20 protein-coding genes and 1 pseudogene are annotated in these 16,428 nt (G+C 63.9%); 10 read left to right on the plus strand and 11 right to left on the minus strand.

The annotated features are described in order from the left end of the window. Positions 1-198: 198 nt before the first annotated feature. Positions 199-738, plus strand: coding sequence for a hypothetical protein (locus JQ572_RS12455; RefSeq protein ID WP_211383294.1), 540 nt, complete (start codon positions 199-201; stop codon positions 736-738). A gap of 334 nt (positions 739-1,072) precedes the next feature. Here JQ572_RS12455 and JQ572_RS12460 read toward each other — a convergent pair whose 3' ends face one another. The 3 genes and pseudogenes from JQ572_RS12460 to JQ572_RS12470 all read right to left on the minus strand — a co-directional run. Next, complete coding sequence (locus tag JQ572_RS12460) at positions 1,073-2,368, minus strand: DUF892 family protein (RefSeq protein ID WP_211383295.1); 1,296 nt, start codon at positions 2,366-2,368, stop codon at positions 1,073-1,075. Positions 2,369-2,474: 106 nt separating this feature from the next. Then, complete coding sequence (locus tag JQ572_RS12465; RefSeq protein ID WP_211383296.1) at positions 2,475-3,482, minus strand: alpha/beta fold hydrolase; 1,008 nt, start codon at positions 3,480-3,482, stop codon at positions 2,475-2,477. Between the two features lie 119 nt (positions 3,483-3,601). Then, positions 3,602-3,721, minus strand: a pseudogene (locus tag JQ572_RS12470) (glutathione-dependent formaldehyde dehydrogenase); the annotation flags it as partial. Between the two features lie 250 nt (positions 3,722-3,971). Between JQ572_RS12470 and JQ572_RS12475 the strand changes: the two are divergent. The 3 genes from JQ572_RS12475 to JQ572_RS12485 are packed head-to-tail and all read left to right on the plus strand — an operon-like array spanning position 3,972 to position 5,173. After that, positions 3,972-4,154: a hypothetical protein gene (locus JQ572_RS12475; protein ID WP_211383567.1), complete on the plus strand. Its 183-nt coding sequence runs from the start codon at positions 3,972-3,974 to the stop codon at positions 4,152-4,154. A 53-nt stretch (positions 4,155-4,207) separates the two neighbouring features. Then, on the plus strand, positions 4,208-4,543 hold the full coding sequence (locus tag JQ572_RS12480) for a hypothetical protein (protein ID WP_211383297.1): 336 nt from the start codon (positions 4,208-4,210) through the stop codon (positions 4,541-4,543). Between the two features lie 21 nt (positions 4,544-4,564). Further along, positions 4,565-5,173, plus strand: a complete 609-nt coding sequence (locus JQ572_RS12485) for a general stress protein (protein WP_211383298.1) — start codon at positions 4,565-4,567, stop codon at positions 5,171-5,173. A 56-nt stretch (positions 5,174-5,229) separates the two neighbouring features. On the opposite strand, the gene JQ572_RS12490 is transcribed toward JQ572_RS12485, so the two are convergent. The 6 genes from JQ572_RS12490 to JQ572_RS12515 form a co-directional block, all read right to left on the minus strand. Then, positions 5,230-6,369, minus strand: coding sequence for a hypothetical protein (locus JQ572_RS12490; protein ID WP_211383299.1), 1,140 nt, complete (start codon positions 6,367-6,369; stop codon positions 5,230-5,232). Positions 6,370-6,707: 338 nt separating this feature from the next. Next, positions 6,708-6,893, minus strand: a complete 186-nt coding sequence (locus JQ572_RS12495) for a hypothetical protein (RefSeq protein ID WP_211383300.1) — start codon at positions 6,891-6,893, stop codon at positions 6,708-6,710. Positions 6,894-6,956: 63 nt separating this feature from the next. Further along, a complete protein-coding gene (locus tag JQ572_RS12500) occupies positions 6,957-8,183 on the minus strand; it encodes a carboxylate-amine ligase (protein WP_211383301.1) in 1,227 nt (408 codons plus the stop codon). Between the two features lie 19 nt (positions 8,184-8,202). After that, positions 8,203-9,030, minus strand: coding sequence for a class II glutamine amidotransferase (locus JQ572_RS12505; RefSeq protein ID WP_211383302.1), 828 nt, complete (start codon positions 9,028-9,030; stop codon positions 8,203-8,205). An 85-nt stretch (positions 9,031-9,115) separates the two neighbouring features. Further along, a complete protein-coding gene (locus JQ572_RS12510; RefSeq protein ID WP_211383303.1) occupies positions 9,116-9,712 on the minus strand; it encodes a redoxin domain-containing protein in 597 nt (198 codons plus the stop codon). Positions 9,713-9,727: 15 nt separating this feature from the next. Then, the gene (locus tag JQ572_RS12515) at positions 9,728-11,488 is read right to left on the minus strand and encodes an MOSC and FAD-binding oxidoreductase domain-containing protein (RefSeq protein WP_211383304.1); all 1,761 of its coding nucleotides are present in this window, start codon (positions 11,486-11,488) and stop codon (positions 9,728-9,730) included. A gap of 185 nt (positions 11,489-11,673) precedes the next feature. Between JQ572_RS12515 and JQ572_RS12520 the strand changes: the two genes are divergently transcribed. The 5 genes from JQ572_RS12520 (at position 11,674) to JQ572_RS12540 (ending at position 14,423) form a co-directional block, all read left to right on the plus strand. Further along, positions 11,674-12,054, plus strand: a complete 381-nt coding sequence (locus JQ572_RS12520) for a nuclear transport factor 2 family protein (protein ID WP_211383305.1) — start codon at positions 11,674-11,676, stop codon at positions 12,052-12,054. A 289-nt stretch (positions 12,055-12,343) separates the two neighbouring features. Then, entirely contained in the window at positions 12,344-12,805 is a 462-nt protein-coding gene (locus tag JQ572_RS12525) for a TerB family tellurite resistance protein (protein ID WP_211383306.1), read from the plus strand. A gap of 2 nt (positions 12,806-12,807) precedes the next feature. Continuing rightward, positions 12,808-13,170, plus strand: coding sequence for a hypothetical protein (locus JQ572_RS12530; protein ID WP_211383307.1), 363 nt, complete (start codon positions 12,808-12,810; stop codon positions 13,168-13,170). Beyond that, positions 13,167-13,805: a TerC family protein gene (locus tag JQ572_RS12535; protein WP_211383308.1), complete on the plus strand. Its 639-nt coding sequence runs from the start codon at positions 13,167-13,169 to the stop codon at positions 13,803-13,805. The genes JQ572_RS12530 and JQ572_RS12535 overlap by 4 nt, the downstream gene beginning before the upstream one ends. Positions 13,806-13,838: 33 nt before the next feature. Then, entirely contained in the window at positions 13,839-14,423 is a 585-nt protein-coding gene (locus JQ572_RS12540) for a TIGR00645 family protein (RefSeq protein ID WP_211383309.1), read from the plus strand. 20 nt (positions 14,424-14,443) lie between these two features. Here the strand turns inward: JQ572_RS12540 and JQ572_RS12545 are convergent, their stop codons facing one another. After that, positions 14,444-14,680 (minus strand): helix-turn-helix domain-containing protein, encoded by a 237-nt coding sequence (locus JQ572_RS12545; protein WP_349643093.1) that lies wholly within the window; start codon positions 14,678-14,680, stop codon positions 14,444-14,446. Between the two features lie 37 nt (positions 14,681-14,717). Beyond that, positions 14,718-15,656, minus strand: coding sequence for a LysR family transcriptional regulator (locus tag JQ572_RS12550; protein WP_211383310.1), 939 nt, complete (start codon positions 15,654-15,656; stop codon positions 14,718-14,720). A gap of 157 nt (positions 15,657-15,813) precedes the next feature. On the opposite strand from JQ572_RS12550, the gene JQ572_RS12555 reads away from it, so the two are divergent. Continuing rightward, a complete protein-coding gene (locus JQ572_RS12555; RefSeq protein WP_211383554.1) occupies positions 15,814-16,401 on the plus strand; it encodes a hypothetical protein in 588 nt (195 codons plus the stop codon). Positions 16,402-16,428: the final 27 nt, after the last annotated feature.

Here is a 16,428-nt window from a genome sequence, read left to right on the forward strand (position 1 = left end):
AGCCGAGAGACCGAAGTGAGGTTGCTTAACTGGCGGCGCCCGGCAGCGTCAGCTGTCAGCCAGTTCCGCGATCTGCCGACGGTTTGACCTGCGTCTGCTGAACGGATTGCCGGAAATTAGCCGCTCTCTCGGCACAATTCCGCCCGCCTGACATTGGTTTCTGAATTCGGGGCAGGACCCTTCAGTGTGGAGTTCTGCATGTTCAAGCAATTTATTATTGCGTCGGTCTTCGTTGTTACCGGATCCATCGCGTCGGAAGCTCGCGGCATCCGTACTGGTCAGGTTCCAGAATGCAATGTGACCATGCCGTGTGATTTCTCGTCTCCACTATCGCGCAGCGAGAAGGCTTCGCGTTACGCTCGACGGCCGGGGTTGTTGGAAGAGCGTACTGCGGCGGAGCGACGTATCAGCGTAGCCGAAGCAAATGTCCCTCGCGGTCAAATTGTCGGTAGTCGCCCAGCTGGCTGCCCTGGTTCTTTCTGCGGTTGCGGCGCGGCGATACGCGTGTTTGGTCGCATCGTGCCGGAATTGAACCTTGCGGCTAACTGGCTCCGCTTTCCGCGCACACCACCTGCAGCCGGAATGGTAGCGGCGCGGCGAGGGCACGTTTTTGTGCTGGAGCAGCACCTTGGTGGCGACACGTGGTTGGCATATGACGCAAATTCAGGCGGGCACGCAACGCGACTTCATCCGCGTTCGGTGCGAGGCTATGCAATCGTCAACCCGCATGCCGCGTGAAGCAATCCAAGCGGCCGTGCAAACCGGGGCATGGTGGAAGCGAAAGCTAACCATCCTGCCCCGGTCAAATTCACGTTCGAGGTCAAGAGACCGAAGCATCGAGGCTGCCTTGATCGGCCTCCGGTATCCTTCCCTTACCTTGGCAGACCGCGCATTTGACAGGGTAGATCCTGCGGCCCGTAGATGCCGATTGTACCGACGGGGGAAAGCCCGTGCCGTTGCAGGCCAGGCAAGCATGCTCTTGGATCTTCCGCATCATGTGAAGCCTTCCGGGTGGTGGCACTAATCAGGCGGCCCTTCATGGGGCCGCCCGGATTTATTGTCAAAACGCGGCTTATCCTCCGGCGGGCTCGTCTTCGACGAAGCTCTGTTCGATCGCGGCGGGCATTTTCGCGACCGACATCAACGAACGCGCGACCTGATTGAGCAGTTGATCTGCGTTTTCTTCCTCGGCCAGATTCTTCGAAAGCAGCGCGACGACGCCGCCGTGACGCAACTGCTGCGCCAGGTTGCGGGCAGTCGTGTAGCCGGCAATCTCGTAGTGCTCGACCCGCTGTGCCGCACCGGTCAACGCGAGATCAGCGGCGGCATCGTCCTTCCTGGCACCCTCCTTGATCACTTCGCCGCCTTCTTCGACAAGTCCCTGCATGCCCTTGCAGGTCCTGGCGCGGGGCTTCTTGCCGAGCAGTTCGAAGCACCCGTCCAGACGCTCGATCTGCGCTTCAGTTTCGGCCAGATGGACGGTGAAGAGCTCGCCGAGCTGGTCGTAGCGGGCGGCCTCGATCATCTGCGGCAGCGCTTTGGTCAATTGCCTCTCCGCATGCAGGAGGTCACGCAACTGATCGATCAGCAGGTCGTCAAGGCCGACGAGAGGTTCCGACGGCGAACTCTCGGCAACGATCGAAGGCGCCGTGCCGGAATCGCCGCTCTGGAGTGCCGGGGATTGCGTGAAAACCCAATCTTCGCCCTCGTTCCAGGGACCTCGTGTGTCGATTTCTCCGTTGTCGCCGGACCCGGTTGAATCGTTGAAGAACTGGTCCACGAGACCGGGCGTCGGAGCGATGCGGCCGATACTGAACGCGGGCTTGTTCATGCTTTCCAGCGCGCGCGAGAACGCCTTCATGTGGGTGATTTCGCGCGTCATCAGGAATTGCAAGGCGTCCTTGGTGCCGGCGTCATCACAGAAATTGATCAGCCGTTCGTAGACGATCTTGGCGCGGGCTTCGGCCGCGATGTTGCTGCGCAGGTCGACGTCGAGCTCGCCGGTGATCTTGAGGTAGTCGGCGGTCCAGGCGTTGCCCTGCGAGTTGAACAGGCCGACGCCGCCGCCTCCGGCGATCGCGATCAAAGGATCGGCTTCCGCCGCTTCGCGATCGAACTTCATGGGCTTCAAGTGCAAGCGCGCGAGCGATCCGACGACCTCGAGGTGACTCAATTCCTCGGTTCCGATATCCATCAGGAGGTCCTTGCGATCCGGATCGTCGCAGTTGAGACCCTGAATGGAATACTGCATGGCGGCCGCCAGCTCGCCGTTGGCTCCGCCGAATTGCTCCAGCAGCATATTGCCGAACCGCGGATCGGGCTCATCGACCCGGACTGTAAACATGAGCTTCTTGACGTGATGATACATGGAAGGACCTTCGATTGCAGGAGATACCGGGGCCAACTGAGCGCTGTATCGGACGTTCCTAATTCGGATCGCGCCGCGATCAGATGCGCCTGACGTGACTGAGCTCTCAGTGCAGCGTTCCCGCCGCGGCCTCGTCGATGGCGGCCATCAGGTCGGCCGTATCCGACTGCTGGATCATGTGACCGGCATTCGGGACGCGGCGCATCTTGCTGTGCTTGATTTCGTCATGCAGCCGGCCGGACTGCTCGTCGATGTCGATGAGACGGTCATCCTCGCCGGCCATGATGGTGACCGGCATGGCCAGTTCGCCATAGGTCTTCGCAGACAGCATTGCAGCAGGCACCATCAGCGCCGCCTCGGCCGCGCCGGCCCGAAGCTGCGATGGACGCACGGCCAGTGATTTGGGGAAGCCATCGAATTTTTGCGGGACGGATTTTGGTCCGAACAGCTGACGCAGCATTGCCGGCCACATCAGACGGCTGAAGATCGGGGAGATCGTGTGACTGAGGATATCGCCAAATCCCGGGATCGCCGGCCCGGCCATCGCCATCATCGCGTCGGTGCGGGCCGTCGGGAAATAATAGCCCGATGCCAGTATCAGGGCCTCGACCATTGAGCGATGTCTGCTTGCCAAGGCGATCGCAACTGACGCTCCCCAGGAATGTCCGAGCACGATCGCCTTCTCGACGCCCAAATGCGCGAGCGCATCCTTGAAGAGGTCGGCTTGAGCCGCAGGCGTCCACACCACATTGCGGGGCCTCAGGCTGTGGCCGAAGCCGGGACGATCGAACACGATGACGCGATAGTCCTTGGCAGCGAGGTCGATCAGGCCGCTCGACTCGAAATCCTGGATCATGCTGCCATTGCCATGGAGCAGGACCAAGGGGCGTCCGGATCCGCGCTCGACGTAATGCAGGCGAACTCCGTCGACGTCGATGAATCGTCCTTGAGGCGGGTTGTCGCGCTGCGCCTTGTCGGCAAGGCGCCGATTGACGACCGCGGCCGCTGCCATCAGGCCGGCTGCCGCGACAAGGGCGGAGGCGAACGGATATTCCGCGAGAGCATGAAGGGTCGTGGCCGCCAAAGATGGCGAACGTCTTTTCAGTATGCGCATGTGACACTTTCGCTGACCGGGGCCAGTTGTTGGAGAGTAGGAGGGGACGCTTCCGGGTTAACGTCCTGGTCTCATCACGACCTTGATGACGCCGGCTTTTTTGTCGCTGAATTTCCGGTAGAGCCGCAGATAGCGCAGGCGGTAATCCTGATGATCGCGTCACGCGGATGCTGGATCTTGAAATCCGGGACCGTGTCTGCCCGGACGTCGCCTTTGCCGTGCCAACAGAGTGCACGCATGGTCAAATCTCCATTTTTGGGGACGGCATGCGCATTCACGGATCATGTCGTGCAGATGCAACAGAAAGGATGGAGGGATGTTCCTAACCCCATGAATGCGTCGATTCTGGACGTTGATCGAAGGCCAGGGAGCGGGTGTCTTCAGGGTGGACATGCGGCATCGATCCGCGCGCAACGTTCGCGCAGCAGCTACGACTCCGCTAGTCCAGGAAACGGTCAAACCGATCCCTCCGAATGCGAGACCGATGTGATGGACCAAGACAACAGCGGGCGCATCGTCGAGACTGCAGTCGAAGCGCGCCAAGGCGAACTCGGTCCTGGTGTCCTGATGCTGCTGGATGTGAGCGGGGAACTCGCAGTCCTCATCGGCTGTCACGTGGATGATATTCTTCAGAACCTGAGCGTGAAGGAGATGTCACGGGGCGAAAGGTAGGAACTAAAGCTCCGATGCGGGCTTGGGTCACTCCTTAGTCACTGGAGACAATCATGAAACGCCCGTCACTCTTCGTTTGCATTTCTTTATTCGCAGCGGCCACAGCATTCGCGGCTGCCCCGGCCTCCGCGCAAAATCCGCCGGCGCAGTCGGGGCCAAACAACAACGCGGTCAACACGACCGGTCAGAACAACTCCGACACTCCTGTCGCCGGGCGCAACAGTTTCACCGAAGGGCAAGCCAAATCGAAGCTCGAGGATGCTGGCTATGCCAACGTCACCGAGTTGAAGAAGGACGACAATGGCGTCTGGCGCGGCCAGGCCAGCAAGGGCGGATCGGCTTCTGCCGTCAGCGTCGACTTTCAAGGCAACGTCAATTCGGCCAAGTAAGCAAATAAAGAGGCAATCAAAATGACCGTTACAATTTCTCGTCTCTACGACAATTACACCAGTGCGCAGCAGGCGGTTCAGCGTCTCGAAGCTGCCGGCGTGCCGCATTCGGACATCAGCATCGTCGCCAACAATTCGGACAGCTGGTTCAACACCGACAAGAAGGTGGATCGTGACCGCGATGGCGTTGACGATCGCGCCGAAGGTGCAGGCAAGGGTGCCGGCATCGGCGCGGGCGTGGGTGGCACTGCCGGCCTTCTTGCCGGTCTCGGCCTGCTCGCAATTCCTGGTCTCGGACCGGTCGTCGCTGCCGGCTGGCTCGCCGCGACCGCGGTCGGTGCGGCGGCGGGAGCCGCTACCGGCGGCGTCGTTGGAGCGCTGACTGAAGCCGGGGTTTCGCGGGAGGATGCCGACACTTATGCAGAGGGCGTCCGTCGCGGAGGCACGCTCGTGTCGGCCCGTGTGGCGGATGCGGAACGATCGCGCCTTGATTCGATCCTAGACGAGTCTGCTGTCAATTTGCGTGACCGCAGTGCCGCCTGGCAGAAGGCCGGATGGAAATCGTTCGATCCGGCCAGCAAGCCTTACGGTGCCGACGAGGTTCGCAAGGAGCGGCAGCTCTACGGCTGATCGTTGCGCTAATCGAGATCCCGACGGCCCGCTTCGGCGGGCCGTTTCTTGTGCGGCTACCCGTACAGATACCCGACCGGCATGCCCTCGGTCCGCAGCGGACGGATGTCCTTCTGCGTGATGATCTGACCGGCGAGACCGTCGATCTCATCGCGCTGCGTCGGTGTCCAGCTGCGCAGGTCGTTCATGCCCTTGAGCAGGCCGAGCCGGAGCACCTGGGTGTTTTCGCCGATGCCCGTGAGACTGATCGCGTTCTTGCCCGCCGTCACCACGTCACCGGCGGCGAGCTCGAAGGTCTCTCCGGCCTTGTTCTTGAATTCTGCGCTGCCGCGAATGACGCGGTAGATCGCGACCTCGCCCTTGGCGAAACAGGTGGCGTCGGCTGCAGCCGACGTGCTCTTCGGCAGCAGCGATTGGCCGCGCGGGTCGGTTGCGATGATATGGCCGGCGACGAGATGACCGCTCGGGACTTCGATCCCGATATCGCGCACGTAAACCGGCATGGATGATTTGACGGTGCCGTCGATCAGCGGCTTGAACAGCGCATCCAGCGCCAAGGGGTCCTGAAGCCAAAAGCCTGCATCGACGGGACGATCGTGCAGAGGGTGGCTCCAGGCCACGCGCGGCGTCTCGGCTTCGTTGATCTGGTCCGGACCGACGATGGTCGGGTTCGGAAAGGTGGTGGGATCGGTGATGAAGGCTTCGAGGAATTTGCCCGAATAGCCCATCGAGATCGGATCCGGCACCACCGTCTGCGGCGTCTTCAGATTCTCTTCGGTCGACAGGCCCGACCAGGTGTAGAACAGCTGGCGGTGCACGATCGCGCTTTGCAGCATCACCGCGCCCGGGCCGACATTATAGAAGCGGCCGTCATAGTCGAAGGTGAACGCGCCCGAGGTGACCAGCACGAGCTGGAAGCCGCCCGGCGGCAGATGGAGATGGAAGTCGGTGGGGCCGGTGTCGGGAAGATAGATCGGCAGGTTGGTCGCGACTTCGTGCAGCAGGAAAGTTTCGTTGTTGGCGTGAAAGCCCTCGTTGGCGCGATTGTAGAGGGCCTGCGGCCGGTACGTCGCCTCGAACTTCGCATTCCGGTCGCGGTCGATCGCCACGAAATCCTGTGCGTTGAGGCGAAGGGGCGCGCCATCCGGGCGGGTGAGGCCGGTGAATTTGAGATCGCCGGCGGCATGCACGTTCATGGCATTCTCCGATCTGGCCGCTCATCCGGTCGTCCGGGCGCACGCAGCCTGCAGCTCGAATTCGTGGGGGAGCAGGCAATCAGGCCTGACGTTGCCTTGCGAATTTTGGGCCAGTCGAGATGCCGCCCGGCACGCGGGCTCTCCGGCCCGACGCAACGCGAAGAAAAATCGAGGTTGCACCTGAGGTTAGATGGCGCGTTTCACCAGCCGGCCGGGGCCGCTTCGCCGAGCCATCAGGTCCAGTGACGACGCCTGTCCTGGCTAATTTGTCGGCAAGTCCTCGCGCGGACGTGCAGCTGCCGATCAGCAAAGGCCAGCGGCCGGGTGTTTGAAGCTGTTCATTCGAACGACCGACGGACCGTCCGCACGGGCTTGCCGGAGGGGCTGTCGGCCCACTTCGCCATGTCCATCGCCCGCGCGTCGATCAGTTCGCACCACAGGCAGCTCAGCTCCGGGCGCCCTTTGGCCGAGAGCATCGGAATAAGTCCGTGGCCGCAGCCGGCACAACACGTGACGCGATTCATCCTCTTCTCCGCGATCTTCCAAACTCAGGAACGACATTGTCGTCCCCGAAGCTTACGCGGGCGCTATGAGTGCGCTCTGAGGCCGGCGGCCGGGGCGCTCGTGCCGGAGATGGTCGCATCTGCGATCCAGCGCGAGACGGACCCGATGTCATCCCCGTTCTCGCGGAAGGAGCGCAGCTGGAATTCCGCGGAGCTTCCGCGCTCCACGATGGTCCGGCAGTGCTCGACCTCCGCGGCGCAATTCAGCGCGGCCGCGTCCTCGGCGATGTCGTCGATCGCGCGCGCGAGCAGCTCCGCGATGGTGACCGGCCCGTCCCTGGAGGCAAAGATGCAATCGGTGCCGTAGCGCTGGGCGCGCCATTTGTTCTCCACCGCGACCGCGCGCTCGACCGCGGTGACCTGTTTCGACAGGTAAGGCCGCAGATAGAGATAGCGGGTCAGGCAGCGATAGAGCGAGGCGATGGCAACGGCGTCGTCGACGAACGTGCAGGTGTCGGGCGCGCGCAACTCCAGGGTCGGGTGCTTCATGGATGGACGCATGGCCCACCAGATGTGACTTTCATCAGGGATCACGCCGGAGCGCTGCAACGCGCCGACATATTCGTCGTAGTCCTGCCTGCTCTCGAACAATTCGGGCAGGCCGGTACGCGGCAGCTCTGAATAGGCGGCGAGCCGGTAGCCTTTCAGTCCGGTCTTGTGCGAATTCCAGAACGGGGAGGAAGCCGACAGGGCGATGAACAACGGCAGATACGGCAGCATCGCCCGCATCACCGCCATGCGCTTTTCGGGATCTGGCAACTGGACGTGGACATGCATGCCGCACATCATGTTGCGGTGACCGATGCTGCGCAGATCCTCGATCATCTCCTCGTAGCGCGGCTTCGGGCTCGGCTGTGACATGCGCCAGACCGCGGTCGGATGCGTGCCGCAGGCCATGATCACGAAGCCGTATTGCGCGGCGACGTTGGCGACTTCGCGGCGCAGGAAACGGAGCTCTTCGCGCGCGTCGTTGACGTCGACGTGAACGTTGGTGGCGACCTCGATCTGGGACTGCAGCATCTCGCGCATCGCCTGGCCGCCGGTCGACCAGTTCGCCGATTCGAACAGCTCGTTGGGAGTCTGGATCGCGACTTCAAGGCTACGGCGGTCGGCGAGGAAGTATTCCTCCTCGATGCCGAACGAATATTCCTCCGCCTTGCCGCCTCCGCCGGCGGAGCGGATGACGAGATGCTGCTTGTCGTCGGAAGAATCGAGCCGCAGCAGTTTCAGAACGTCTGAAGCAAATGTCATCGTGCACCCGGCCAAGGTATTACCTGCGGGCGATAATCCTTCTGACCGGTGCGGGTTCCGCGGGGGACTCACCGGAAATTGCAAGGTCAAACGGAACAATTTTCGCGCTTTCGGACGCGCGCGCGATCAGGGCGTGATTCGCGGGGACTTCCGTCCAGTCCGTTTCCTTGTCGAACGGCTCGGATACCACGATGACCTGGCCGCCGGCCTCGCGGAAGTACAGCGTGTTCGCGGCGTCGTTGACTGCAATTCGAAAGGCGTAGAGGTCGCGGCCATTCGAGATCGCGCTGGTGAAGCGCAGCCGCTCGCGGAGCTGGCCTTCGTTGACGAGGCCGACGAGGGCTTGCAGCACGGCTTGCGTTGCGCCGAGCGGATCGGCATCGAGGCCCGCGCCCATCATGGCGAGGAACACGGCCTCGGAATCGGTCGTGCCCAGCCGCGAAGGGTAATAGGCATCGGGGATCAACGCCTCGACCTTGCGCCGCAGGCGATTCCAGCTGCCGACGAATCCGTTGTGCATGAACATCCACTGGCCGCAGGCAAAGGGATGACAATTCTGCCGCGTCACCGCCGTGCCGGTTGCGGCGCGCACATGGGCGAAAAACAGATGCGAGCGCAGATGGCGGCAGAGATAGCGGAGATTCTCGTCCGACCAGGCGGGGCGTGTTTCACGATAAAGGCCGGGTTCCGGATGTTCGCCATACCAACCGAGACCAAAGCCGTCGCCATTGGAGCCCGCCGTCGACTGCAGCGAGCGCATGCTTTGCGCGATCAGCGAATGCTCGGGCTCGGTGACGTAAGGTTCGAACGAGGTCGTCTCGCCCCGGTATGCGATCCAGCGGCACATGAGGGTTCCTTGGGCTTCCTGTCGGGCGCCAGATGGGGTGCTGAGATGCATCAACCAACCTGACGGGAAGATGGTTCCCGGCGTTCTAATCCTGTCCGCCGAGAGTTTCGACGTAAGGCTTGCCGTAAGGATAAAAATGCTCCTTGCGGCCTTGCTCCCAGAGAGCTTTCAGCCCGGCCGCGGTGATGTCCCAATCCGGACGGCACTTCATGCTGACCGCTCGCAGATCCTGGCGAAGCTCTTCGACCGACGGACGGCCGAAGAACCAGTAGCCATTGTAGATCCTGTGAACGACGAGGCGGGGCTCGAGCACGATGACGTGGGGGATCATCGGATTGTGGACGGGATCGGTGTATTCGGCGATATCGAGGTCCTTCTGAACGAGGCGCCGCGAATCCGACAGGAAGGGCCAGTGCGCTCCGACACCGCTGCGATACTCGTTGGTCTGGGCGATGTTGTCGGTGGTGATCGTGACTAGCCGGCAATAGCCCACCTCCATCTCGCGATGGAGTTGCAGCAGGCCTTCGGCCTGGCGGCGATCCTTCGGACAGAATCCGCCGCGACCGAGAACGAGCACCATGGGATCGGCCGCCTGCAGATCCGAGAGCTTTCGGTGCTTGCCGGTGTGGTCGCTCAGCTCGTAATCCGGGAAGGTTGCTCCCGGCACCATGTCAGTTCGCATCAGACACTCCCACTTTCACAGATCGAGCACGAGGTCGCTTCGGGGCCGTGAGCAGCAGATCAGGACATTTCCGTCCGCCGGTCCGTCGAGGGGATCCGGCGCATAGCTGACCACTCCCGCAATGAGCCCGCTTTCGCAGTTGTGGCAGACGCCGGTCCGGCACGACCAGCGCACCGGCACGTCGCATGCTTCGGCCAGCTCCAGCAGGCTGGCATAGGACGGTCCCCAGCAGACGTTGAGGCCACTACGGGCGAATGAAACCATCGGGCCGGGGCCGGGCGCCCCCATGGGCACATGTACAGGCTTCGGCAGCGAGGCCGCGATGCCGGGCGTCAGGGATGGCCTGGCACCGAACAATTCCGTGTGGATGTGACCGGGCGAGACGCCCAAATTTGCGAGGCCCGCCGTGAGATCGCTCATGAAGGCCGTCGGTCCGCAGAGATAGTAGTCCGCATCGCGCGGCACATCGAGCCTCAGGAGCAGGCGCCCATCCAGACGTCCGGTGGTGTCGAAATCCACGCCGGGACGATCGCCCGGCTCAGGGGCGCTGTAGCAGACGTGGCTGTGATGGTGAGCCAGCGCAGCCAACAGCCCGCGCGCCTCGACGGCGAACGCATGTTCGCGGCCGTTGCGGGCGCCGTGCAGCCACCAGACGTCCCGTGTCGCCGCCTCCGCGGCAAGCGCGTGGAGCATGGCGAGCACCGGCGTCACGCCGATGCCGGCGCTCAGCAGGACGACGGGCCTTGCCTCCTGCCGCAGCGTGAAGTTCCCGCGCGGCGCGCCGACCCGCACGACGTCGCCCGGTCGGAGCTCGTCGGCGATGTAGAGGCTGGCGGCACCGTGCGCCTCGCGCTTGATGCTGATGCGGTAGGATGCGATGTCGGAGCCGCTCGACAGCGAATAGCTGCGCATTATCGCTCGCGCCGCCGGGGGCTCGAGCTGGACGACGACGAACTGGCCGGGCAGGGCGGCGGCCACGGGATGTCCGTCGATGGGATCGAGGATCAGCGACGTCACGTTGCCGCTCTCGGCGATCTTGCGCGACACACGAAACGGTCGAAAACCGTGCCATGCCGGAGGCGGGCTCGAACCCGGTCCGAGCCCGGCGTTTCCCGCGGCCGTATTCTTCCCGCGCTGCTGCTCGAGCAGCGCCGCGAAAGAACGACGCCAGCCGCGGCTCAGCGCCGGAATCCGCAGTGCGCGCTCCAGGCGTTCGCGCGGGTGAGGCGGCATGTAAAGCAGCGCATTGATCTCAAACACGCTCATGCGCTCGGGCCCGCGGGCGACCCGCGTGATCTCGTCATCGGCTTCGACGTCGCCCTCCTCGATCACGCGAAAATAGAAACCGGGCCGGCCGTGCTTGACGAGCAGCGCGGGCATGTCCGGCTCCTCCATGCGAATGCCGAGGCGGTAGCAGGTGACGCGCGGCTGCGTCACCTCGAACAGGGCAGAGCCGATCCTGTAGCGGTCGCCGATGCACACGTCGGTGTCGGCGAGGCCCTCGACGGTGAAATTCTCGCCGAATTGACCGTGGACGAGGTTCGACCGGCTTAGGTGCTCCTGCCAATATCGATAGGACTCGTCCTGGTAGACGAAGACGGCACGATGTTCGCCGCCATGACCGGCCGTATCGCCCTGGCTGTCGCCATCGATGTTGAGCCTGCGCACCCTGCGCGGGCCCTCGATGGGCGCCTTCCAGATGCCGGTATGAACGGTCCTGCCTTGCCAGGCGACGTCGCGCGGCAGGCCGACATTGACGGAAAGCAGACGTGCCATGCGTATTTCCCGGCGTAACGAATGCCACTGCGCAATCCGGCGATTTCCAGATTTCTGCATCGCCAATCTGCACCCAGGCCGGACTATTGGCCCGTTAGTCGTTGTTAGACGTTGCGAGACAGCCTTGCTCCCGGCTCTCTTTGCTCCAATTTGAACAGCGGAAACCGCAAGAACGGGAGATGGCGATGAATGATCAGGCCAGGCTGGCCGCGCTCCGGCGCCATTGGGACGCTTCGGACGCGAACGATTTCGAGGCCGAGCACGACATCTATCGCGAGGACGCGGTGCTCGACTATCCGCAATCGGGCGAACGTATCTGCGGCCGCCGGAATATCCAGGAGAGCCGGTTCGTGCAGCCCAACAAGAAGCGCTTCACGGTTCGTCGGATCATCGGCGGCGGCGATCTCTGGGTGAGCGAGTTCGTGCTCACCTATGACGGCGTGCCGTCCTACGTCGTCAGCATCATGGAATTCAGCGACGGGTTGGTGGCGCACGAAACGCAGTATTTCGGCGACAGGTTCGATCCTTCGCCCTCGCGTGCGCATCTTGTCGAGCGGATGGGGTAAAAGCGATTCCCGGACTCGCGACGCGCGTCAACCTGGAACCCGATGCGGCGGCTGGTCGCAGTCTCCTCGCCTTGATTCCGACAGGCCCATCTTTAAGTGTGAGACGAACAAGAATCCGGGCCCCTCTGGCGAGGACGCCGACGAATGTCGGCAAACCTCGCGATGTCGGATGACCTGTCCCGCGCGAATGCGATGGATCGGCCGATCGTCGGGCCTTCCTTGGTTCTCTCCGACCCAATCGTCCCCATCGCAGCTCCGCGCGGCCATCTCACAAGCTTGAGGAGCCATGATGTCTGACGCTGCCACTTCCAATCCGATCGAAATCGAGATCACCGAACCGTCCGGCCTGAACGAGCAGGCCGCGGTGGCGCTGGTCATCGCCGGCGCGCTCGTCGCGGTGGCCGACCGGCGCGTCTCGCCGGTCGAGCGCGACGAGGTGATCCGCTTCATCAGGGATCGCGGATTGGCGCCGCATATCAGCGAAGACCGATTGTTCGCGATGTTCGACGCGCTGGCGGAACGTTTGGAGGAGCCGGACTTTGCCAATGTGGTGATCGACACGCTGCGGCCGGTTTCGAACATGTCGCTCTCGAGCCACCTGATGGAGCTGTCGGAGCGCGTCGCGGCCGCGGACGAGGACGTGCATCCCCATGAGGTGCAGGCGATCAAGCTGCTGCGGCTGCTGACGCTGGTATTGCCCCGCGCCAAGCAGGTCGGACCGGGTGCGGCAGGCACGGTCCCGAAGGAGTGAGCATGAGCGCAACATCGGACGAGCGTACGACCGGGACCGAGGACGCCGCCCGCCAGATGGCCGGCGGCGATCCGCGCCTTGACAAGCTCGTCGATCGCCTGCCGCCGCGCGTGGGCGACACCGTCACCTATCTGCTCAAACCGTCCAGCCGCTGGGTGAGGATCCCCTCGGGCGCGCTGCTGATCGTCGGCGGCGTGCTCTCCTTTCTGCCGGTGCTCGGCGTCTGGATGCTGCCGCTCGGCCTCGCGCTGCTCGCGGAAGACGTGCCCGCGCTGCGCTCCTCGCGCGCCAAGGTCCTGGATTGGGTTGAGCGGAAGAAGCCGCACTGGCTCGATCCGTCCGCACCGAAAAACGATCGATCATGACCGAATTCATCACCACCGACGCGCTCACCGCGCTGCTTCAGGTCGTCCTGATCGACCTCGTGCTCGCCGGCGACAACGCCGTCGTCATCGGCCTTGCCGCCGCCGGCCTGCCGGCAGAGCAGCGCCGGCGCGCCATCGTCGTCGGCATCATTGCCGCCACCGTCTTGCGCATCGCCTTTGCCGGCGTCGCGACCCAGCTCCTGCAGGTGATCGGCCTCCTGCTCGCCGGCGGCGTGCTGCTGCTCTGGGTCTGCTGGAAGATGTGGCGCGAGCTGCGCGAGCAGGCCGCGCATGCGAACGAGCTCGCGTTCAGCCATGGCGGCGGCGGAGGCGCGGCTGCTGCCCCGCGAAAGTCATTCAGCCAGGCGGCCGTGCAGATCGTCGCTGCCGACGTCTCGATGTCGCTCGACAACGTGCTCGCGGTCGCGGGTGCCGCGCGCGAGCATCCCTACATCCTCGCCTTCGGCCTGCTGCTGTCGGTCGCGCTGATGGGCGTCGCCGCCGATCTGCTCGGCCGCGTGCTGCAGAAGCAGCGCTGGATCGGCTATGTCGGCCTCGCCATCATCGTCTACGTCGCCTTCGAGATGATCTATCGCGGCTCGCTCGAGCTCGCGCCTGTGATCGCGAGTCTCTGAGGCAACGTGTCTGTCCGTCATCCGGAGTGATCAATGAGTTCTGAACCCAAAGCACCTTCGGCGCGTTCCGCGACGGCGCCGCAAATCGGCCCGTTTGCGCAACTCATCTTCGGCTCGCGCTGGCTGCAGGTGCCGCTCTATGTCGGCCTCATCGTCGCGCAGGCGGTCTACGTGCTGCTGTTCCTGAAGGAGCTCTGGCACCTGGTCTTGCACTCGTTCGACGCCAGCGAGCAGCAGATCATGCTGGTCGTGCTCGGGCTGATCGACGTCGTCATGATCTCGAACCTGCTGGTGATGGTGATCGTCGGCGGCTACGAGACCTTCGTCTCGCGCCTGAATTTGAGCGGCCATCCCGACGAGCCGGAATGGCTGAGCCACGTCAATGCCAGCGTGCTCAAGATCAAGCTGGCGATGGCGATCATCGGCATCTCCTCGATCTCGCTGCTCAGGACCTTCATCGAGGCGGGCAATCTCGGCACGACGCGCAGCAATTTCACCGAGAGCGGCGTGATGTGGCAGGTGCTGATCCACCTGACCTTCATCATCTCGGCGGTCGGCATCGCCTGGGTCGACCGCCTCAGCGAGAGCGGTCACCGCAAGGAGTCCAGGCACGCCTGAGCCCGCGACCGGGACCCCGTTCAGAGACGACGGCCCCGCGCCGGCGTCTCCGAGGGCGCCTCGCCGAAGGTCATCTTGTAGCCTCTCGCGAAATCGCCCATTTGCCAGAAGCCGTTGCCGAGTGCTGCGGCCTTGACGCTCACGCCGGCGCTGGCGGTCATGAGCTGGATGCGGGTCGACCACAGCCGCTTGAGACGCAGACAATGATGCTGGCTGACGCCGTGCACGGCGCGCGTGGCGGTCTCGAGCGTTCGCACGGGTAAAGACGGCGGCGTTCGATCACGCGACCCTTGATCACGCGACCTGCGGATATGCCGCGTTCTCCCGCCGCTCGCGCTCTCCCAGTTCGCGCACGAGTTCCTGAAGAAACGACTCGGTGTAGGCGGGCAGGGTGCGCTCGGCGCGAACGTAGATGCCGAGGTCGGACCAGACCGGGCTGCCGGCATTGTCGAGCGGCAGGAAGACGAGCTGGCTGTCGCGCGACAGCCGGCCGATTCCGAGCTGGGTCTGGAACGCGACGCCGACGCCGCGCGCGGCGAGTTCGCGCATCAGGTCGATCGAGTTGGCCTGGATCGCCGGCTCCGGCGTTTCCGAGAGCTGCGCGATCAGCGGCTGGAGCAGATGATAGATCGACAGCTCCGGCAACGCGTGGATGACGGGGAAGGCGAGGCATTGTGCCAGCGTGACCGTCTTGCGCCGCGCCAGCGGATGCTCGCGCGCGACCACCGCGCCGAGGCGAAACCGCTTCAATGCGACCTGCCGCAGATCCGGCGGATGGCGCAGCGCCATGGCGATGCCGATGTCGGCCTCGCCGCGGCTCAGGGCCTCCAGCACGTCCGAGGATCCCTTCACCTCGGTGGTGAAGCTGACGCGCCGGGCGCGGGTGCGATGCGAGGCGATCAGGTCCGGCAGCACCGACTCGGTCAGCGACTCGATGCAGGCGATGCTGACGGTGCCGTGCCAGGCGCCGGAGAGGGAGGCGACATCCGAGCGGAAGCGGTCGAGGTCCTGGAGCACGTTCATGACGTGCCGGGCCAGCATCTCGCCGACCGTCGTCAGCGTCAGGCCACGCGTCGTCCGTTCGAACAGGGGTGATCCAATCTCTTGTTCCAACTTGAGAATTTGGCGGCTGACGGCAGAGGAGGCGACATTCAGGACGCGCGCTGCGGCCCGGATCGAGCCGGTGCGGCGGACCGCGTGGAAGTACTGAATGGCCGGTGAGTGAAATCGCATGGGACCCCCGGCCCATTTATAGCTGTTGCCGAAACGGCATCAACATGTGCGAAATTCTCTGCTTTTCGAGCGCGCCTCTCCAACCTAGGTTCTCCGCCGGCTTGGCCGGCCTCGCCGCCAGGCCTGCGCAACGACGCGCCAGGGGATGAATTGGGTGATGATCGGAGTGGACCGGAATATCGGTTGCGGGCCTGAGGGGGTGCGGGACAGCCGCCTGGTCGACCGCCGCCGCGCCGCCGCCTATGTCGGCGTGACCGCCGGCCGCTTCGAGCAATTGGTGCGCGACAACGTCGTGCCGCCGCCGGTGATGGTGGAGAACAAGCGGCGTTGGCCGATCGCGTTGCTCGACGTCGCCCGGGATGCAGTGGTCGGCAGCATGCCCTGCCTGCCGCAGGTCGCGATCGACGTTGCGCCGGAAGTGCGTCCCTGCGAGCGAGACGCCGTGCCGCCCTCGCACGAGCTGCCCGACCGGGCTTGGTTCGAGCAGCGCGCGCGGTTCGTCCAGCGCGTACGCCGGTCGCTGCTCTCGGGCAACGAGATTCGTCTCTTGCGCGAGTTCAAGTTGCTCAAGCAGAACCAGATCAGCATGTTCGGCTATTATGGAAGCTTCGAAGCCCTGATGGTGCGCGGCTACATCGTCGAGACCGCGCGAAAACCGCCGTCGAGCCGTCCGCTGGTGACCTATCGCCTGACCACGCGAGGCGAGCAGGTGATTTCCGCGCTGAAGGACGAGCCGGTGATCTGACCGGCGCGGACAAGGCCAACGCCAGGG

It is taken from the genome of Bradyrhizobium sp. SZCCT0153 (assembly GCF_018129995.1).
In the GTDB taxonomy this organism is placed as follows: domain Bacteria; phylum Pseudomonadota; class Alphaproteobacteria; order Rhizobiales; family Xanthobacteraceae; genus Bradyrhizobium; species Bradyrhizobium japonicum_G.